Here is a 15,820-nt window from a genome sequence, read left to right as displayed (position 1 = left end):
CGCCTTTGGCGCTGGATCGGTCGGGCAATTGCTCGGCACCGGGAAGGAATTGAACATGACTCGTTTATCGCTTTTACGCGGCGTGTGCGCCTGTGCCTTGATTTTCACCCTCATTAGCCCCGCTTTGGCTATGCACACGCTCCCGACAATCAACGTCGGCGCCGTCACCCGGCGCACCACCGCCCGGCAGTTACCCCGCTCCAACGCGCCGGTCCGAGCGCCGGTCGTCGCTTCGACGCCAGGGCCATCGACGACGGCCGCGGCCGGTTCCGAAGGAAGCGACGGCTTCGACTCGTCCGCGCAGCAAGACACGGCGCTGGGCCCGCGCATAAAATATCCGGCCCCGCCGAAGGATATGCCATCGTCGAGCGAGCGCTTCTTCACGGGCGGTCAGGTCAACACCATTCCCGCGTTTCGGCCCGGGGAGGCGCTTGAGGTTGTGCCAGGCCTCGCGGTGACCCAACACAGCGGGGAAGGGAAGGCTAATCAGTATTTTTTGCGCGGCTTCAACCTTGACCATGGCACCGATCTCGCTCTCTATCTTGACGGAATGCCGCTCAACATGCGCACGCATGTCCATGGGCAGGGATACGCCGACGCCAATTTCGTCATTCCCGAAATGCTCGCCTATGTGGACGCGCGCAAAGGCCCCTACAATGTGGAGGACGGCGACTTCTCCAACGCCGGCACCATCCGCATGCAATATCTGCGGAAAGTGCCGCAGGGCGTGTTCTCGACGACCGGAGGCGCTTTCAATTTCGGTCGCGTCTTCGGGATGAAGTCTTGGGAGTTTGCGGGCGGCGACATTTTCGGCGGCGGCGAGATGTCGACCTACGACGGTCCCTGGTACATTCCCAATAAAGCCCGCAAGATAAATGCTGTCCTTCGCTGGTCGCGGGGCGAAGAAAATGACGGTATGTCGATTACCGGCATGGCCTTTGCCAACCGGTGGAATGCGACCGATCAGATTCCGCTGCGGATACTCGACCAGGGCTTCTCACGATGGGGAAGCATGGACCCTAACGCTGGCGGCGACACCACCCGCTTTAGCCTGTCCGGCCGCTGGGCGCAGGAGACGGCGACATATTGGTCGAAGGTCGAAGCCTTCGCCATGCATTCGACGCTCGATCTCTACCAGAATTACACTTTTTTCCTCGACCATCCTGTCATTGGCGATGAGTTCCGTCAGTTCGACCGCCGCACAATGTTTGGCGGCAATGCCTATCACGCGTTCAAGTTCAATCTCTTCGAAGACAAGGAGAGCGAGCTGAGGGTTGGCGCCCAGTCGCGGTACGATTCGATCCGCCTTGGTGTGCAAGATAGCGTCAGGCGCATGCCGTACGACACAAAGCGCAACGACCAGGTCGGCGAGGGGAGTATCGCGCTTCTCACAGACATCAAGACAAAATGGAGTTCCTGGTTGAGGACTGTAGTTGGCGCCCGTTGGGATTATTACTGGGGCTCCAATCAGGGCTTGCAGGCCTATTGGGACTCGCCGCTCATTCCGGGCGTCGACTCGCCCGCCTTTGATCCGGCAAACCCCTATCGCCTGTGGACAGGCCCAGTGAACAGCGGAGCCTCCAACGCGCAACTCCTGAGTCCAAAGGCTTCGGTCATTATCAATCCGTGGGACAATAAGACGGATTTCTACTTGAATTTCGGTCGCGGGTTCCATTCGAACGACTTCCGAGCGACGACGCAACGCATCGCGACCTCCGAGCTCGACGACAATGGCAATTATCTCGCCGTCAAGCCACAGGGCCTGCTCTCACCCTCGACGGGCGCGGAAGTTGGCGTGAAGACCAAGGCGATCGACAAACTCGAGAGCGCTGCCACGCTATTCTTCATAAACACCGCCAAGGAGAACGTCTTCGAGGGCGACACCGGCGACACGACGATCGCCCGCGGCGCAAATCGAATCGGCGTTGAGTTCACGAATCACTATCGCCCCGTCTCGTGGCTCGCCTTCGAGGGCGATGTGACCGCGACTCATGCGCGGTTCACCGGCTTTGACAAAGATCAGGCGCAACTCTTCCTTGCGCTATTGCAACCTGGCGCCTTCGAGTGGGGAGCTTGGCAGAGCAACATGCCGGGCAATTATCTCATCAACACATCGCCGATCGTGGCGACCGGCGTCGTGGAACTCGGCGAAGCGACCGGCTGGTTTGGGAATTTCAAATACCGCTACATCTCGCCGCGCGTGCTGACACAGGATGGCTTCCTCAAGGGTCCAGCCATCGGCACGGTAAACGGCCGTGTCGGCTATCGCTGGAAGGAGGGCGGGTGGAAGCTGCAGCTCGACGTCTTCAACATGTTCAACTCTCGCTCGCAGCAAATCACCTATGGCTACGGCTCGTTTATTCCGACAGATGCGCTGTTCCAGGCGTGCATTGGTGCGCTCAATGCGCCGACGACCGATACGATTTGCGGCCTCGGCCAGATGGGCGTGCATGGGCACCCTATTGAACGGACATCCTGGCGTTTGACCTTCGGCGGGCCGTTAGACTTCGATCCGACAAGCAAATTGCCGGACCTGACGGAGCCATTCCAGCTTGTGAAGTTCTGGGAGTGATGCGAGAGGAGACCCCTACGTAGAACCAATCAACGCCGGCACAATAAGCAACAGAAAGCGGAGTCGAGAGGCGACTGTCAGCCCTGCAAGTGCCGGTTTTTGCTCAGAAGCCGCCAAGGTCAGAGATTCACTCATTCGATAGGCCGGATCAATGGACCTTTTCCCCCTGATCCAGAGCGTCCGATAACCCAAATTTGTCGGACACACCCCCACGCCGTCGGGCGGGGCGGCTCAGAGCGTGAATGGGCCCGCGAAGCGCCGTCTTGCTCGCGAGAATAAAAGCGCAGTCGGCGACGCGTCACCTTAGCCTTGGCGAAATTAGACGCCCAGATCCCCGGCGTGACAGGCCGTAAATTCATATTTAAAATCAATCGTTAATGATTGGAAGAAGCTGACAACAGTAGAAGAAATTCCAGACATTTGCTTTTGAATTCGGAGCGCGACCGCGTCTGTATAGCGGAGAGATTACACTACAGTTCCAGCTAGCGCTGCTACCCGAGGGGGATCCCTCTCATCACGCAATAAAGAACGGCTAGGTTGTCGTGCGGGAAACAGGTTGACGATCGCGTAGGGAGACGGTCCGCCGCCGCGTTGTAAGCAGCGGCGGCCTTGGCTTTTCAGTTCACCGATTGATTCTAGCCAATCCCCTCGATAATCCGCCCGGTTCCGTCACAGCGTTCGCAGGGCTCTTCCGTCGGTTGGCCGGTCTTCTTGTTCGGCTGTTTCCCGGAGCCGTGGCAATCCGGGCAAATGTCCTCGCCGGTGCCGGGGGTTCCGGCCTCCGGGTCGTCGTCAGGCGTGTGATGGCGAAATGGATTTTTTGACATGCGATTGCCCCGTCCGAGCTGTTCGTTAAGCCGCTTTGTGTTCATACCACCCGCGCGAGCGGCGGACGATATGGACGACGGAGAGCATGACCGGCACCTCGACGAGCACGCCGACGACCGTCGCTAGCGCCGCGCCTGACTGGAAGCCGAAGAGGGCGATTGCCGTCGCGACGGCCAGCTCGAAGAAGTTGCTGGCGCCGATCAGCGCCGAAGGACCGGCGACGCACCATTCGACGCCGAGGGCGCGGTTGAGAAGATAGGCGAGGCTCGAATTGAAATAGACCTGGATCAGGATCGGAACGGCCAGCAGGGCGATGACGAGCGGCTGGGCGATGATCTGTTCGCCTTGCAGGCCAAAGAGGATAACGAGCGTCAGCAGTAGGGCCGAAAGCGACAGCGGTCCGAGCCTGCCAAGCGTCTTCTTCAATGCGTCCTGCCCACCTTGCGCCAGCAGCGCCCGCCGCCACAGCTGCGCGACGATGACCGGCACGACGATGTAAAGCACGACCGACAGCAGCAGCGTGCTCCAAGGCACGGTGATGGAGGAGAGACCGAGCAGCAACGCGACAATCGGCGCGAAGGCGATTACCATGATGCTGTCATTGAGGGCGACCTGCGACAGCGTGAAATGCGGCTCGCCATCCACCAGGTTTGACCAGACGAAGACCATGGCCGTGCAGGGCGCAGCGGCCAGCAGGATCAGCCCGGCGATATAGCTGTCGATTTGGTCGGCAGGCAGGAACGGCCGGAAGAGGTGCGAAATAAAAATCCAGCCGAGCAACGCCATGGAGAAGGGTTTCACCAGCCAGTTAATCCCAACCGTCACCGCGATCCCCCGCCAATGCTCCTTGACCCGCCCGAGCGCGCCAAGGTCGATCTTGAGCAGCATCGGGATAATCATAAGCCAGATCAGCACGGCGACCGGCAGATTGACCTCGGCGACCGTCGCCCCGCCAATGGCGCGGAAGACAGCAGGAACGGTCTGACCGAGGACAACCCCGGCGACGATGCAGAGCGCCACCCAGAGCGTCAGGTAACGCTCGAAAACACCCATGGCAGGCGCTTGGCTGATTTGAGACGGGCGCGTGAGGGTTGTGGCTTCATTCATGATCGTTGCTCTTCCTGTAAAGCAGGCTTAGGCCGGCTCCCTGACAGCGGCCAGTTTGAGAAGACGTTCGACGCCGACCGGTTCTTCCTGAAGCAGAGGCACGACGGCGTAATGGCTGGCATGGGCCGTCGCGACTCTTTCCACTTCCGCCAACTCGTTTTGGGCGCGCTTGCGCAAGATGGGCGAGCGCGGACGCGCCGCCGCGACGCTGTTATTGATGACCCATGCCCACGGCTCGATCCCGGCACGCCGCAGGTCGGCTTGCAAGCTGGCGGCTTCGAGGACGGGCGTGGTTTCGGCCAAGGTGACGAGAAGGACCTTCGTGCGTTTGGGGTCCTGAAGCTGCATCATAGGCGTCGTGTAATGCGCGCCTTTGGCGTCGAGCATGCGCGCGACCTCGCGGTGATAGGCTCCCGTCGCATCCAACAGCAGCAGCGTGTGGCCGGTTGGCGCGGTATCCATCACCACAAATTTTTCCCCCGCCTCGCGGATGATGCGCGAGAAGGCCTGAAAGACGGCGATTTCCTCGGTGCAGGGCGAGCGCAAATCCTCTTCGAGCAAAGCGCGCCCTTGGGCATCGAGCTTCGCGCCTTTCGTCCGCAGCACTTCCTGCCGATAACGCTCGGTTTCAGCGTGAGGGTCGATACGGCTAACCGTCAAATGCGCCATGGAGCCGTGCAGCGTCTCAGTGAGATGTGCGGCAGGGTCGGAGGTGGTGAGGTGAACCAGCAGCCCGCGCCGCGCCAGCTCGACGGCAACCGCTGCCGCCAGCGTCGTCTTGCCGACCCCGCCCTTGCCCATGAGCATGACCAGCCCATGGCCTTCGGCAGCAATGTCATCCACGAGACCGGCGAGGCTTGGCGCGCGCAGTTCGACCGGCTCCCCGCCCGCCGCGTCTATCCGGGGCGCGGTTTCAACAAGCAGCTGGCGCAAGGCATCGAGGCCGACGAGGTTGAACGGTTTGAGCGGCACATCATCGCGCGGCAGGACACGAAGCGCCTCCGGCATCGCGGCCAAGGCCGCTTGCTCGCGTCCGTGAATTGCCGCGGCGAGCGGATCGAGCGCCGCCTCTTCCTTGGGCAACAGCCCGTTGACGATCAGAAATTGCTGGGTGAGGCCGATTGCCGCCAGCTCGCCATGCGTGCGCGCCGCTTCGCGCAGCGCGGAATTCTGGGCGCGGGCGACGAGGACGAGGCGGGTCCGCTGTCCGTCCGCCAGCTCCTGCACGGCAGCATTGTATTGGGCGCGCTGTTTCTCGAGGCCCGCCAACGGCCCAAGGCATGAGGCGTCCCCCTTCCCCGCTTCGAGGAAGCCCGACCATGCGACGGGCAGTTGCAGCAGGCGGATAGTGTGGCCGGTCGGCGCAGTATCGAAAACAATGTGTTCGTAAGCCGAGGTGATTTCCGTGTTGGTCAGTAGCGCGGTGAATTCGTCGAAGGCGGCGATTTCCGTCGTACAAGCTCCCGAAAGCTGTTCCTCAATGCCTTTGACCACGGCTTCCGGCAGCTTGCCGCGCACGGGGCCGACGATGCGGTCGCGATAGGCTTGTGCCACCGCTTCCGGGTCGATTTCGAGGGCAAACAGCCGGGGAACGTCACTCATCGGGGTGATTTTGTTCCCGATAGAAATCCCGAAAACCTGGCCGACATTCGAGGCCGGATCGGTGCTAACCAGCAGCACGCGGCCACCAGCTTCCGCGAGCTGGATCGCCGTGGCGCAGGCCAGCGAGGTTTTGCCGACGCCGCCTTTGCCGGTGAAGAAAAGGAAACGCGGCGCGCCTTCGAGAAATTTCATGGCGTTACCTCAACAGCATGAGGTCTTGCCGCCGCAGCATGAGCCTTGTTGCGCTTCGGCGGCTTCCTTGACGCCTGCCCAGCGCGCCAGCTCGGCGCGGTTCGGATAACGTCCGGCAAGCGCAATGTCGCCATTGACGAGGATCAGCGGCAGGGCCTCCTGCCCGGATCGCTCGAGAAAACCTTTCACCGTGGCGTTGTCGGCAAAGGCCATGGGTTGTTGCGCAAGGTTGAAGCGCTCGATTTGCGCGCCGTTCTTTTTCGCCCAATCCACATCCGCCGCGAAGGTGACAAGCGCCTGATCCGTATCGACGCCGCAGACGCCCGTGCTGCAACAAAGGGCGGGATCGAAAACGTGAATGGTGGTCATGCGAATCCTTTCAGGATTGGGGTTAAGCGCGCTTGCCGGTGACGACTTCGCCATCTTCCTTGGTGAAGTCGCCAATGTCGGGGTTGGGCAGAATATCGAGCACGGCCTCCGAAGGGCGGCACAGCCGCGCGCCTTTTGGCGTTACGACGATAGGCCGGTTGATGAGGATTGGGTGTTCAAGCATGAAGCCGATCAGCTCGTCTTCCGTCCATTTGGGATCGGCTAGGCCGAGCGCCTCATAAGGCGTTCCCTTCTGTCGCAGCAGCTCGCGCGCGGAAATGCCCATGGCCTTAAGCAGCTCGACGAGCCGCGCGCGCGTCGGCGGGTCTTTCAGATATTCGATGACGACCGGCTCTTCGCCGCTTTGGCGGACCATCGCCAACGTGTTGCGCGAGGTGCCGCAGGCGGGGTTGTGATAGATAGTAACAGACACCCTCACGCCTCCGTTTTGTGGCCGTGGGTCGCGCCTTCCGCCTCGCCGATTTCGCGCAGTCGCGCTTTCAGCTTGAGTTTATCAAGGCGGGCAATCGGCGTCGCCAGCAGCAGCGAAATGCGCGTCTTCAGATAACGGAAGGCAAGGTTGAAAGCGCGTTGCTTTTCGATATCCGTGCCCTCGACCGCCGCAGGGTCTTCAATGCCCCAATGCGCGGTCATCGGTTGGCCCGGCCAGATCGGGCAGACTTCGCCCGCCGCGTTGTCACAGACCGTAAAAACGAAATCCATCACCGGCGCACCGGGAGTTGCAAACTCCTCCCAATTCTTTGAGCGGAAGCCCTCGGTCGGATAGTCATATTCCGCAAGGGTTTTAATGGCGAAAGGATTGATGACGCCTTTCGGCTGGCTCCCGGCCGAGAAGGCGTTGAAGCGCCCGGCCCCATCCTTGCGAAGAATACCCTCCGCCAAAATCGAGCGAGCGGTGTTGCCTGTGCAGAGGAAGAGGACGTTATAGACGCGTTCGGTCATTTGTTGGCTCCCGTTCCAGAACAACAAGCGGCTTCAATGACTGGCGCAGGCGTTGAGCCGCAGCAGGGAGAGGACTCCCCCTTCCCGCCGGTGCGGAATCCGGCCAGCTTTTCATCGTCGCCGTAAATCGTGCTTTCGCCGGTCGTCAGGAACGACTCCCACAACAGCCCTTGCGGGTCGGAAATCCACGCTTTCTCTGACTCGGCGTAGCAACAGGTTGTCGCGCCTTCTTCCAGCACAGGGCGTTCGGCCTCTTGCAGGCGGCCATAGACTTCCTTCAATTCCTCGGGCGTCTCGACCTGAATCCCGAGATGATCGACGCCCGTCTTTCCGCCCCGCGCCGAAATCGCAAAATTCACCCGCGGGTCATCAAGCATCCATTTCGCGTAGTCCGGTTTGGCGACGGTCGGCTCAGCCCCGAAAAGCGCGCTGTAAAAGCGGACGGACCCCGCTAAGTCATCAACGGACACGTGCACGTGCAGGCGTTTCATGGCGTCCCTTTGGCTGGCAGGTTGAAGGAGCGGCGGCCTCGCAAGAGGCGGTTGCGCCTTGGCAGCAATTCTCGGTCATGTAAGCGAGCAGCGCATTCATGACCGGATAAGCCGCCGAATAGATCAGCGACCGGCTTTCGCGCCGAAAGGTTATGAGATCCGCTTGTTTGAGCTGGGTGAGGTGAAAAGACAGCGTTGCGGGCGCAAGCCCCAGCCGCTCGCCAATTTGCCCCGCAGGAAGCCCCTCGGGTCCGGCCTGCATGAGCAGGCGGAAAATATCGAGACGTGTCTCATGACCGAGCGCGACAAGGGCGGCTATGGCTTCTTGTTTTTCCATATTTCAAATATGATGGAAATATAAGGCGTGTCAAGCCCATGCGCGGACAGGGTGGCTTCAAGTGCAGAATGGGTTGCGTGCAAATAGGCGCGAAACTCGAGCGCCGTTTCGTCAGCAGCCTTTGGCGGATGACCGCTATGGGTTAGAAGTCGCCGAGGTCCGAAATCCTGCAAAATACTTGTGCATTCAACGCCGCCGCAGCTTAGGCAGACAAGCTGCTTTTTCGAAAATTCGATGCAGCCGGTGGCGCTCACCCGCGCTCAAAAACAGGTTGGAGCCATACCGGCGCAGCCGGACCCTTAGCGAGTCCAGCGCCTCCGCTTCGTGGCAGTTGATTTCAGGGTGATCCGCTGCTGCAGCGATTCTTTCCTGGAGGAGGGCAATCTCGGCATCGGATAATTCACGGGACATGTGGTGCCTGCTGATTGCCCCGTGCGAGAGTAGACGAACAACGATGGCGATTGCGCGGCCGCTACGCTCCCACTAGGGGCTCGCTGGCGCGCCGGTAGCCTCGGACGACAGGCGGCGCGGAGACAAAGAAAAGCCCCGCCCGGCAAGAATTTCAGTCTGCCAGACAGGGCTAAGTAAAGCGTGCAAGAAATCAGGGATGCGGCAAAAACCTCTGGCCCTCCGGCCAGACCTTCGCCACCACCCAATAAAGGAAGCCGGTTCCGAGGACGCCCACGGCGACCAGGAAGATCTTTTCCCCGCCCGCCCTGGCATGCCCTCGAAGCGACCGGACGAATTTCATGTCCTCGCGCACGGCGTCGCGCTCTTTGGGGTCCTTGCAGTCGACGCCGAATGTCAGCTCGATCTTGCCGGCCATGGCGTCCTGCACCAAGGTCGGGATCGCCTGCCGCAATTGCGTGACCGCGGAGTCCACGATCTCTTGCACATCTTCTTTCGTGAGTGGTTCGCTCATCGCGGGATGGCTCCTGACGGGTGGCGCCTTGCCGCCCATGGTCGATGCGACGAGGCGCGCTTGCGGCGCGCCCCTCATTCCTGCGATCAGGCGGCGGCGGGCTGTTCGACGGCTTCGGCCGGCGGCGGGGCGACAGCCTCCGCGTTGGCGGCGGCGCTGTTCGCGTCATCGATCAGCGCCTGCATTTCGGTCTGGTCGACGTGGACAGCCTGAAGCTCCCCCACCTTGCCGATCAACCGCCTATTGGCTTCAATCAGGCGCGCCTGCGCCGCCTTCAGATCGTCAATCTGCGCCATCACCGTTTCCTCTCTGTGCTCGAGCCTTGAGAGACGACGGAAGACATTCCACCAAGCCATTGTCGCCTCCATTGGGTTTCCGGGGATCCGCCCCGGCGCGGGGTCGCTATTCCGCCGCGCTGAATTCCCGTTGCACGTCGGAATAGAATTGCTGGCAGGCGAGGACCGCCCGGTTGGCCTTGATTGCGGTGAATCGGTTCTTCAGCGCGAAGACCCGGGCGTCCATGCCGATCAGCGGGGCAGGGAGGGGCGCTGGCGCGCATGACGCTGCTAGCGGCGGCAGATGGGGCCTAGCGACCTCCGGCGGCGTCCAGGCGGCGCACCCGGCGAACGAGATCAGCGTCAATCCGGCAGCGATCCACCACAGTGGTCTTCGTCCCGGCGGGGGCAGGAACATGGTCGGTTTCCTTTTTGACGAGTTCGGATTGCAGGCGGTCGATCTCCCCCGCCATGACGGCGTCGGCTTTGGCGCCGGCCGCGAGGCGCGCGCGGTCTGTTACGGCGATGGCGTCGGCGGCCTTGGCCTGCCGGGACGACTCGGCCTGCTGGGCGAGGACCGCCGCCGCGCGCGCCTCGGCTTCCCGCTTGGCGCAAGCGACGCTCGCACGGTGGTGGCCGGAGGAGAATCCGACGACCGCCGCAATTAGGATCATGCCGAGGGTCGACGTCGCCAGCGAGCAAAGGCCGGAAAGGATGGGAAGGAGCGCCGGCATGGGTCAGAACCTCGTGTTCACGCCGTCGCGGGCGTTGCGCACGCGCTCTTCCTCGGCCGCCCTGATCCCCTTCCATATTGACCAGGCGCCATAGGCGGCGAGCAGGGCCAGGACGATGACCCCGACGACCTTCCAGTTGTCCTGAAGCCACGCGACGGCCTGATTGAAGCTGTCGACATGCTCGACTGCTGACTGGATCGGTTGCACGACGCCCTGGACCTGATCGGCAAGCCCGAGGGCGCCGCTCGCCGACGTCGCGGCGACGGCGAGGCCCGCTTTCGCCTGGTCGGTGGCGGCGATGGTCTGGGACCCGGCCGCGCGCAGGTCTTTGGCCGTCAGCTCCTCGCGGGGCTTCGACGCGATCTTCGACCATTTGGCGTATTCGCGCTCCAGCCAGGACGCATACTTCGGGACCTGTCCGGGGCCGTTATAGCCGCGAGCGAATCCGGCCCAGTTGAGGGAGCGCAGATCGTCATCGAGGCGTCTGGCCTTGATGAAAGCCACCATCTGGTCGAGCTGGGCGGCCTCGGACTCGGTCGCCGCATCGAACATTGCGCGAGCGGAATTGAAGCCCGCCATGGTGTGGTTTTCGCCGAGCACCTGGCCCAAGCCGATCGAAATCGCCTGGAAGGCCGCTTCTGCGTCGACGCGCGACGCCTGATCGAGGCGCTCATATTGCGCCTCACTCCCTTTCGGATAGGGGCGCTGGCCCCATTCCTTATAGGCGAGCCCGGCGCGAACGGCGCGATCGAGGCGCGACCCCGGGCCATTCAATTCCCCGGCCGCTCGCATGTGCCGATTGAGCACGCGATAGAAGACGTGCGGCTCGAACAAAATGACGGGCCGGCGCTTGGCGTCAAAGCCTGACCCACGGCTCTCGACCGCGAGGACGGCGCACAGCGCGGCCACTCGGCACCCGATCTTCTCGGCTGCGTCTTCAACTTCGCGCGCGGTCAAGCGCCGCGCGGCTCCGGAGAACTCGACGGACATTTTAAGACTCTGGGTTGCTGGTTAAGAATTTTAGGAGGTGATCAGCGTCGGCTGGATCATCAGGCTGCCAGTGGCGACCGTGTTTTCGTTCGCCTTGAGCTCATAGTAGTGCTGACCCGCCATTACATTTGCGTTGCCGAGCGTATCGACTTTGACGAAGTCGACGTAGACGACCCAAGTCTGAATCGCGTTGACGGTTTCCTGGACGACGCGGCACCCAGACGCAGGAGAAGACTTCGACAGGATTGGCGTCTCACCGGGGGCGATATAGGGATTTTTGCCAAGTGCGAATTTGGCGGCGGGAGTCCCCACGTAGCCGGCCGGCTGACCACTTGGATCGAGCAAAGGGAAGCGCAGGGAGAAGACGTCTCCCTGCGTCACCTCCACAGCGTTCGTCATCAGACCGCCCTCGCGTAGCTGAGGTCAATGAGCGTATTCGCCGCCTTGTCGGGGATATCCACGATCGAGCCGACCGGGAACTTCCAAACAGTTTTGGAAACGCCGGCTTCCTCGTCGTCCGTGTGCGCGGTCTCATACGCCCAGGCCCGGGCGATGCCGTTTACCGCCGGTTTGAAATCCGCCCCGATTGGAAAGATGACCGGCTGCTCGACGGTCATAAGGAGTTCGATTTTCATTGAAACTTCCTCTCTCTGTGGTTGGCTTGCGCTGCGGCGAGAATTACGCCGCAGTCAGAGTGACGGTCACATTGAGCGTGTCGCCGCTGATAACGGAGCGGGAAGCGCCGAACGCCGCTTCGCCATAAAGGACGCCAGTCGTGCCGCCCTTGGTGTTATCGCTGACGAGATAAGCGCCAAGGATCGTGGCGGTCGCGTTGATGTTGAAGACAGCGACCGAGGCGCTGTTGTCGACGGAGCCGGCGGATGGCGTGCCGCCGGTCCACGCGGGGCGACTGGCGTTGCTGTAATCCGTCGAGTCCGTCCAGCCGGCGTGGGACGCCATCGTGTCGGCGGTCGCCAGCGTGCCTGTTCCTTTGTAGAGGCCGACATACCAGGCCGCCGTGTAAGCTGATCCCTTGAAATATTTCGCCAGCAGATCGGTTGCGCCAGCGGTCGTGACGAGGTTCTCGCAGCTCTCGACCCACTTGAGATTGCCGTCCTTGTCGAAGCATTCGACTTTGTAGAAAGTCCGCATGCGCGCGCCAATGACGTTATCATTGGCGCCAGTCCAATTCGAGAAGGCGCGGGCAATCGATTTGAGAGCGTGTCGCATTAGATGATCTCCTTAACTTCCGCAGATCGGTCGAAGATGATTTCGACCGTCCCGCTGAGTATTTGCGATTGATTGTCCGTCGCGGACATGCTGTGCGTCGGGATGTTGATCGCGTTTTGCCCGAGCAGGGAAAGAACAACCGCCGTCAGATCAAAGACGACAGGCCTCGCGGTGTTTCCACCACACGATTGGGCGAGAGCGGCGGCGATCTCCGCCGCGGCCGCAAGCGATAGCCCGCTCGATATGTTGGCCGAAAATGACGCCGTGAATGTCGTGGAAGGCGAGGAAGCATATCTGCCGGAGGGGGCCACATTTCCGGTCTGGGCAAGCTGAATTGTGCCGGAGGCGACGATTCTCCCCGCGTCATTGAAAGCCACTGAGACGCCGACCGCCGCCCCAACTGCGATCTTGTTGACAACCGCGTCCGTTAACCCGCCGATCTCCCCAATCGCCGCCGATGCGGGCAACAGCATGACTGCGTTCCCCGTCACCCCGCCGGTCTCCGCGAGCGCTGATGCGCCGCGCGTGCTCACCGCGGCTGATGGCGCTTGCCCACCTATCTCGACGATTGCCGATGCGCCCTGCGTTGTCATCGCGCTCGAGGGCGCGGCTTGCCCCGTTTCTGCGATGTTCGCGATGGCGAGCGTTGTATTCAGGGACACCGGCGAAACCGCGCCGGTCTCATTGATCTGCGCGCCAGCGACTGCCGTCGCAATGCTGCTGTCCGCGAGGGAGCCGCTTTCGGAGATCGTCGTCGACCCCACGAGCTTTAATTGATAGGCGACGGCGGCGCCGCCCATTGCGCCGATCGTCGCTGATCCGGAATATGCTGGGGAACCGGTGAACGTTGCGCCACCTGCTTCGCCTATAGACGCAGCCGTAGCGAACACAAATCCGCCAAACACCGATACGCCGCCGGCCTCGGCGAGCGCGGCGCTTGCGAGCATGCGCGCAAGCAGGGAGGGGGATAGCGCACCAATCTCAGCTATCGCAACCGCAGCGACGCTCGCTGATTGGCCGCCCGGCGTCATCCCTCCCGTCGCGGCGATGGTCGATTGGCTGGCGCTGTTGTACTGACTGGAGTCGGTCAATCCCCCTGTCGCAGAGATCGTTGTCGCGCCGACGCTGTTCGACTGGCTGCCGTCGCTGACCCCGGAAGTTTCCGTGATCGTGATGGGGCCGACCTGGTCGGCTCGGGAAGTCGCGAAAAAATTACCGATGACAGACGGGTTAATGACCCCGACAGCAGCGAGCAGTTGCATTGCGGCATGGCCCAGCGTCGCGGCGACGGTCGCAGAAGCAGGGACGGCCAGCGCGGCGGCGGGCGAGTGGCCGCCGGTCGTCGCCAGTGAGGTCGCCGGGGACATCCCCTGCGTCTCGACCGCGGGCGCGCCTCCCGTGGTCGCAAGATAGATTGAGTCGTTGTAGACAACTCCGGTTGGCGTATAGGTGTAGACGATCAGGCCCGCCATACCGGCGCCGCCGGCCTTGGAGGTGCTTCCGCCGCCTCCTCCGCCGGCGCCGTAGTTCCCGCCTGCTCCGCCGACGTTGTTCCCGGAATTGCCGCCGCCCCCGCCGCCGGGGCCGTGCGTCGCATCCCACAGCGTTCCGGCGCCGCCGGCTGTAGAAGTCGCCCCGCCGGTTCCGGCCGTGCCGCCACCTGCTGCGCCGCCGTTGCCAGCGCCGCCGTTGCCCGCGACCGTGAACGATGCGTTGACGCCATTCGAGCGCCCGCTCGGCCCGGCAGCGCCGCCCCCGCCGCCGCTGGCCGACACCGCGCCTGATCCCCCGTTGCCTCCGGAGACCGCGCCGGTCGTCGGGACGCAGTTGGAGGCCAGACCTCCCGTCGCCGTCAACGATCCGGAGCCGGCGGCGGTCAGAACGACCGTGGACGTGTTGTCCTTGAGCCAGGTGTTGCAGGCGCGCGCCGTGCCGGAACCCGCCGTGCCGCTGTTGGCGGCGCCGATCTGGAAATCGGTTCCAGAGTTGAGCGTCGCGCCCGGGGAGAGAGCGACGTTGACCGCCTTCGCGTAAGCGCCCGCGCCGCCGCCCGCGCCGCCAGACGACGGACTGCCGGTAAGGCCGTTCGATCCTCCGCCGAGCCCCTCGACCGTGTTGGCCGAGTTGTTCCAGTCGCTCGGGACTGTCCAGGGGCTCGCGGTCGTAATGAAGCCGACCGTCGCAAGCTGCTGCTTAGAGACAGAGCCGTCTGCCGATCGCGTCAGCCCATAGGCTTCGCGGGTCAAGACCCCATCCGCCGCGCGCCAGTGATACGCAATGGCGACGGCGCAGGCGCCCACAGAGAACCAGCGCGTGACTTCGCGCCAGCGCGCCTGTCGCCGCTGCAGGAAGGACCGCTTCATTTTGATCTTCGAAGACCCGCGCGGGAGGGAATTAACTTGTCGCGCCTTTGATGACCGCGAAATTGACGGTCGGCTGATCTGCGGTCCCGTAGTTGTAGCACCACAGCGTGATGTAGGCGCCGCCCGCCACGCAATAGGCGTTGGCCCAATACTGGACCGCCGCGCCATTGCCGGGCGTGACGTTCACGATCAGGATGTCCCCAGCCGCGATGAAAGAGTTCGTGAGGAAGAATGTCTGGCCAACCGTGTTGTAGGCGGCTCCCGTCCCGGACACGAGGAGGATCGAACCGGTCGGCTTGTTGAGCGTGACGCCTGTCGTGCGGCTGGTTGCTTGCGAGACAGAACCGCCGGCGCCAATGCCGGTCTGATAGCCGATCGGGCCTTTGACGCGCAGGGACGAATCCTGTTCCAGCCAAAGCGAGTCGATCGGCGAGGCGGAACCGTTTGGAGTGACCTGGGCGACCAGACGTGTTCCCAACGTCGTCGACGTCCAGTTCTGCGTCGCCTCGGCGCGAAGGTTGGCCGATTTCGTCGAGAAGGCCGCGCCCCCCGTCGTGTAATAGCCGGAAAACTCCAGTTCGCCGATGTCGTCCCCGCTCTGGATTGCTGTCGGGGCGGCGACCGTGCCGTTCGCGCGGCGAAGGCGGATTGCGGGGATGCCGCCGAACGCGTCGACGACACCCAACTGATAGGCGTTGCCCCCCGATGTTGATTTCCGCTGAGAGTTGACCCGGGAGAGCGGGAAATTTCCGCTGAGAATTGACCCATGTTCTGAACCCGCCCTGGCTGTTTTCAGCGGGGGTCGACGGAGTGATAGACATGGCGTTATTGAGCGTTATCCGGCG

The 15,820-nt window shown here is 62.5% G+C and carries 19 protein-coding genes; 1 reads left to right on the top strand and 18 read right to left on the bottom strand.

Annotated elements, in window-relative coordinates:
• The first annotated feature begins 55 nt into the window (after positions 1-55).
• Positions 56-2,572: a TonB-dependent receptor gene (locus tag ACR652_RS21240; protein ID WP_434508468.1), complete on the top strand. Its 2,517-nt coding sequence runs from the start codon at positions 56-58 to the stop codon at positions 2,570-2,572.
• Between the two features lie 635 nt (positions 2,573-3,207).
• On the opposite strand, the gene ACR652_RS21235 is transcribed toward ACR652_RS21240, so the two are convergent.
• The 18 genes from ACR652_RS21235 to ACR652_RS21150 form a co-directional block, all read right to left on the bottom strand.
• Positions 3,208-3,399, bottom strand: a complete 192-nt coding sequence (locus ACR652_RS21235) for a hypothetical protein (RefSeq protein ID WP_434508467.1) — start codon at positions 3,397-3,399, stop codon at positions 3,208-3,210.
• A gap of 25 nt (positions 3,400-3,424) precedes the next feature.
• Entirely contained in the window at positions 3,425-4,453 is a 1,029-nt protein-coding gene (gene arsB / locus ACR652_RS21230) for an ACR3 family arsenite efflux transporter (RefSeq protein WP_434508575.1), read from the bottom strand.
• An 81-nt stretch (positions 4,454-4,534) separates the two neighbouring features.
• Entirely contained in the window at positions 4,535-6,301 is a 1,767-nt protein-coding gene (gene arsA / locus ACR652_RS21225) for an arsenical pump-driving ATPase (protein WP_434508466.1), read from the bottom strand.
• A gap of 9 nt (positions 6,302-6,310) precedes the next feature.
• Positions 6,311-6,670, bottom strand: coding sequence for an arsenite efflux transporter metallochaperone ArsD (gene arsD / locus ACR652_RS21220; RefSeq protein WP_434508465.1), 360 nt, complete (start codon positions 6,668-6,670; stop codon positions 6,311-6,313).
• 22 nt (positions 6,671-6,692) lie between these two features.
• A complete protein-coding gene (arsC, locus tag ACR652_RS21215) occupies positions 6,693-7,103 on the bottom strand; it encodes an arsenate reductase (glutaredoxin) (protein WP_434508464.1) in 411 nt (136 codons plus the stop codon).
• Between the two features lie 2 nt (positions 7,104-7,105).
• The gene (locus ACR652_RS21210) at positions 7,106-7,633 is read right to left on the bottom strand and encodes an arsenate reductase ArsC (RefSeq protein WP_434508463.1); all 528 of its coding nucleotides are present in this window, start codon (positions 7,631-7,633) and stop codon (positions 7,106-7,108) included.
• Entirely contained in the window at positions 7,630-8,124 is a 495-nt protein-coding gene (locus tag ACR652_RS21205; protein WP_434508462.1) for an ArsI/CadI family heavy metal resistance metalloenzyme, read from the bottom strand. Before ACR652_RS21205 ends, ACR652_RS21210 begins: the two co-directional genes overlap by 4 nt.
• Entirely contained in the window at positions 8,093-8,386 is a 294-nt protein-coding gene (locus ACR652_RS21200) for an ArsR/SmtB family transcription factor (RefSeq protein WP_434508461.1), read from the bottom strand. Before ACR652_RS21200 ends, ACR652_RS21205 begins: the two co-directional genes overlap by 32 nt.
• 261 nt (positions 8,387-8,647) lie before the next feature.
• Positions 8,648-8,872, bottom strand: coding sequence for a hypothetical protein (locus tag ACR652_RS21195; protein ID WP_434508460.1), 225 nt, complete (start codon positions 8,870-8,872; stop codon positions 8,648-8,650).
• Between the two features lie 190 nt (positions 8,873-9,062).
• The gene (locus ACR652_RS21190) at positions 9,063-9,383 is read right to left on the bottom strand and encodes a hypothetical protein (protein WP_434508459.1); all 321 of its coding nucleotides are present in this window, start codon (positions 9,381-9,383) and stop codon (positions 9,063-9,065) included.
• A gap of 86 nt (positions 9,384-9,469) precedes the next feature.
• Positions 9,470-9,739: a hypothetical protein gene (locus ACR652_RS21185; protein ID WP_434508458.1), complete on the bottom strand. Its 270-nt coding sequence runs from the start codon at positions 9,737-9,739 to the stop codon at positions 9,470-9,472.
• A 230-nt stretch (positions 9,740-9,969) separates the two neighbouring features.
• Positions 9,970-10,392, bottom strand: coding sequence for a hypothetical protein (locus ACR652_RS21180; RefSeq protein ID WP_434508457.1), 423 nt, complete (start codon positions 10,390-10,392; stop codon positions 9,970-9,972).
• A 3-nt stretch (positions 10,393-10,395) separates the two neighbouring features.
• Positions 10,396-11,382, bottom strand: coding sequence for an N-acetylmuramidase family protein (locus tag ACR652_RS21175; RefSeq protein WP_434508456.1), 987 nt, complete (start codon positions 11,380-11,382; stop codon positions 10,396-10,398).
• Positions 11,383-11,412: 30 nt separating this feature from the next.
• A complete protein-coding gene (locus ACR652_RS21170) occupies positions 11,413-11,781 on the bottom strand; it encodes a hypothetical protein (protein WP_434508455.1) in 369 nt (122 codons plus the stop codon).
• Complete coding sequence (locus tag ACR652_RS21165) at positions 11,781-12,017, bottom strand: hypothetical protein (RefSeq protein WP_434508454.1); 237 nt, start codon at positions 12,015-12,017, stop codon at positions 11,781-11,783. Before ACR652_RS21165 ends, ACR652_RS21170 begins: the two co-directional genes overlap by 1 nt.
• 43 nt (positions 12,018-12,060) lie before the next feature.
• Positions 12,061-12,612, bottom strand: coding sequence for a hypothetical protein (locus tag ACR652_RS21160; RefSeq protein ID WP_434508453.1), 552 nt, complete (start codon positions 12,610-12,612; stop codon positions 12,061-12,063).
• Complete coding sequence (locus ACR652_RS21155; protein WP_434508452.1) at positions 12,612-14,975, bottom strand: hypothetical protein; 2,364 nt, start codon at positions 14,973-14,975, stop codon at positions 12,612-12,614. Before ACR652_RS21155 ends, ACR652_RS21160 begins: the two co-directional genes overlap by 1 nt.
• Before the next feature lie 31 nt (positions 14,976-15,006).
• Positions 15,007-15,660: a hypothetical protein gene (locus tag ACR652_RS21150; protein WP_434508451.1), complete on the bottom strand. Its 654-nt coding sequence runs from the start codon at positions 15,658-15,660 to the stop codon at positions 15,007-15,009.
• Between the last annotated feature and the right edge of the window lie 160 nt (positions 15,661-15,820).

The sequence above is a fragment of the Methylocystis sp. genome, from assembly GCF_051061225.1.
Lineage (GTDB): Bacteria > Pseudomonadota > Alphaproteobacteria > Rhizobiales > Beijerinckiaceae > Methylocystis.
Note: the sequence above shows the minus strand (reverse complement) of the source record. Positions and strands in the feature narration are given on the sequence as shown.